The sequence below is a fragment of the Pseudonocardia sp. ICBG601 genome (assembly GCF_020496245.1).
Map to the genome: position 1 here is coordinate 1 of NZ_JAHLJA010000127.1, position 3,259 is coordinate 3,259.

Annotated in this window: 2 protein-coding genes, 2 pseudogenes and 1 riboswitch; of the genes and pseudogenes, 1 reads left to right on the forward strand and 3 read right to left on the reverse strand. The window is 72.9% G+C overall.

The features are described from left to right. Nucleotides 1-127: 127 nt before the first annotated feature. Together KPL57_RS27085 and KPL57_RS27090 are read right to left on the reverse strand one after the other, a co-directional pair. A pseudogene (locus tag KPL57_RS27085) lies at nucleotides 128-1,484 on the reverse strand (ABC transporter substrate-binding protein). 173 nt (nucleotides 1,485-1,657) lie between these two features. Next, a riboswitch (TPP riboswitch) is annotated at nucleotides 1,658-1,772 on the reverse strand. A 187-nt stretch (nucleotides 1,773-1,959) separates the two neighbouring features. Next, complete coding sequence (locus KPL57_RS27090; RefSeq protein ID WP_226353656.1) at nucleotides 1,960-2,211, reverse strand: hypothetical protein; 252 nt, start codon at nucleotides 2,209-2,211, stop codon at nucleotides 1,960-1,962. Between the two features lie 83 nt (nucleotides 2,212-2,294). On the opposite strand from KPL57_RS27090, the gene KPL57_RS27095 reads away from it, so the two are divergent. After that, complete coding sequence (locus KPL57_RS27095) at nucleotides 2,295-2,453, forward strand: hypothetical protein (protein WP_226353657.1); 159 nt, start codon at nucleotides 2,295-2,297, stop codon at nucleotides 2,451-2,453. A 189-nt stretch (nucleotides 2,454-2,642) separates the two neighbouring features. Here KPL57_RS27095 and KPL57_RS27100 read toward each other — a convergent pair. Next, nucleotides 2,643-3,259 (reverse strand): annotated as a pseudogene (locus KPL57_RS27100) (ROK family protein); the annotation flags it as partial.

Genomic DNA, 3,259 nt, shown 5'->3' on the forward strand with positions numbered 1-3,259 from the left:
CGCAGCGCCGTGAAGAAGCGCGGCAGGGGCACCGGGCAGCCGCACGAAGCGGAACTGGTCCCAGCCGAGGCACCCATGCTGCGCAGCAGGTTCGTCGCGGACCGCTCGGTGGCGGCGAAGCCCTCGATCAGCCCCGACCGTCACCGGGAAGAACGTCACGAGGCGCGATCACGACGACCTTCGGGGCCAGCCCGAAGCCGAACCAGATGATCACGAGCGGCGCGATGGCGACGATCGGCAGCGTCTGCGACGCCACGAGCAGCGGCGTGAGCGCGCGCTTGAGCCACGGCACGAAGTCGGCGGCGATCGCGAGCACCCAGCCGACGACCAGCGACACGGCGAACCCGGCCGCCGTCTCCACCAGCGTCGGGACGACGTTCGCCCAGATCAGGGCCCGGTTCGCCCAGCCCTGCTCGACGACCCGCAGCGGCGAGGGCAGCACCTGCGGCCGCACACCCGAGACCTGCACCGCGACCTGCCACGCGACCAGCCCGATCACCACGACGAGCGCGGCGGGCCAGACGCGGCGCAGCAGGCTCGTCAGCGCGGCACCCGGCGCCACGGTCCGGGGCGGAGCCGCAGGGCGGGACGGAGCCGCGGCCGTCACGGCTGTGCGAGGTAGTCGTCGGTGAACCAGGTGGAGAAGTCGGGCTTCTGCGTCACCGGCTTGCCGTCGGGTCCGACGAGCCCGCCGTTGGCGTAGACCCAGCCCGAGTAGCTCGTCCAGCGCTCGAGGGTCTGCGTGCCGACGACGCCGTTCGGGTCCTTCAGGTAGCGCTGCGCGAGCATCTGCTGGCTGCGGTCGACCAGGTCGGGCTCGGTGAAGGTGCCGGGGTTCGCGGCCATCAGGTCCTGCGCGGCCTTCGCCGGGTCGTCGGCGCCGGAGCTGGTAGCCGCGCTGCGCGGCCTGCACGAACTTCTTGGCGAGGTCCGGGTGGGCCTTCAGCCAGGGCGAGTTGCCGATCAGCAGCACGCTGTACGCGTCGGGGAAGCCGTAGTCGGTGTAGGCGAACGTCTTGATCGGCTCGCCGTGCATCTCGGCCTCGATGCCCTCCCACGCGAGGAAGGGCTCGGTGAAGTCGACCTTGCCGGAGTAGAGCGCCTCGTAGGCCGACGTGCCGAGCGTGACGGTCGTGAAGTCGCCCTTGCCGCCCGCGCCCTTGATGACGGCCTTCATCTTCTCGGCCTCGCCGGGGCCGCCGAAGGCCGCCGTAGATCTTGCCGTCGAGGTTCCTTCGGCGAGGTGGATGTCGGCGCGGTCGGCCTTCACCGCGATCGCCGCGCCCCAGTGCTGCAGCACGGCCATGACGGACGTGATGTCCGCGCCCGCGCCCTTCGCGTAGGTGAACGTGTCCTGGAACGAGACGCCGAAGTCGGCGGCACCGCTGCCGACCAGCGTCTCCGGCGCGGTGTCCGTTGTACGGGAGGAACTGGACGTCGAGCCCCGCCTCCTTGAACCACCCCTCCTGCTGGGCGACGAACAGACCCGTGTGGTTTCGTGTTCGGCGTCCAGTCCAGGGCGACGCGGATCGTCTGCGTGCCGCCCGCCGTGTCGTCCGAGGCGTCGTCGCCGCACGCCGCCGCGACGAGGGCGAGCACGGCGATCAGGGCCCAAGGCGACAAGAAGCGGCGCACGAACGGTCTGCGGGTACGAGAACGTGTCACGACGGTTCCTCCCTACACCGGTGCTAACCGGGTCAGGTTCGAACGGTCGGCGACCGGTCCTGTCGGCCATCTCAGCCTCGGTACGCGAGGTTCCCGCGGGTCGCCGACGACGATACCTCTCGTTCGCCGTCACGCCACCCGGCCTACAGGAGCGCTTTGTAGTCCCGCCACCGCCACCGGGATGGCGGCTCCGGTCAGGTAGTTCGCCTGCTGGGAGCACAGGAACGCGACGATCGCGCCGAAGTCGGACGGATCCCCGATGCGGCCCGGGGTGAGGCGGGTCCGTGGGCGGCATCACACCGCCGTTGAGGGACAGGAACGCGGTCGGTGGCGTGCCCGCCGGGCAGGACCGAGTTGACGGTGATCCCGTCGCCGAGCACCTCGGCGCGACACGAGCGTGCGAGGAAGCCGGTCGCGCCCGCCGCGCGCGGTGTTGGACAGCACGAGCCCGGGCAGCGGCTGGCGCACCCCGATCGACGTGATCGCGACGATCCGGCCCCAGCGCTGCTCCCGCATGATCGGCACGGCGGCGAGGCACATCCGCACGACCGAGAGCAGGTTGCGCTCGCGCGCCCTGGTAGGCGGCCGGGTCGGTGTCCAGCGCCGTGCCCGGCGCGGGTCCCGGACCGTTGACGACGAGGACGTCCAAGGCCGCCCATGGCGGCCGCCGACTCCTCGACGAAGCGCTGCGCCTCGTCGGGCCGCGTGAGGTCGACGACGACGTGCCCGGCGCCGATCCGCTGCGCCGCGGGCGGCCGCCCGCTCCTCGTTCGAGCCGCCGACCGTGACGTCGCGCCCTCCGCCGCGAGCGCGGCGGCAGCGCCGTACCCGAGCCCCGCGCTCGCGCAGCGGCCACGGCCGCCCGCCTACCCCTGATCCCGAGATCCACGGGCAGATCCACCACGTCCCCGCACCGAGTTGCGCACGTCCCACACCGGGGCCCGGTGTGGGACGTGCGCAGCCGGTGTGGGAGGTCGTCAGACAGCTTCGAGCACCGGTTCGAACGCCAGCTCCGCGGCCCCGACGAGCTTCGCGTCGCGGCCCAGCGGGCTCGTGGTGATGCGGGTGGCCGCCGACGGCGCGGCTGACGAGGCTGCGCTCGTGGACCTGCTGGCGCACGTGGGTCGACGACCGCGGCGGGCAGCGCCGTGTACAGGTCGCCGAGCACGACGAGCTCGGGCGCCATCATGTTGACGACGGTGACGAGCCCGGCCGAGAGCCACTCGGCGAACTCGTCGAGCGGTCCGGGCAGCGGCGCCGTCTCCAGCGACCGCAGCTCGGCCACGACGACCCCGCGCGGGGTCGTCTCGGGCAGGCCGAGCGCCCGGCACAGCGCGGCCTCCCCCACCTCGGTCTCCCAGCAGCCGCGGGAGCCGCAGTAGCAGTGCCGTCCCGTGGGGTTCACCGCGATGTGGCCCAGCTCCCCCACGTACCCGCGGGCCCCGCGCAGCGGCGCACCGGCGGAGATGACGCCGCCCCCGACCCCTCGGTCGGCGGAGACGTACACCAGGTCGGTGCTCAGCTTCGCCGTGCCGCGGACGTGCTCGGCGAGCGCGCCCGAGCTCCGCGTCGTTGGCGACCTGCACGGGCACCT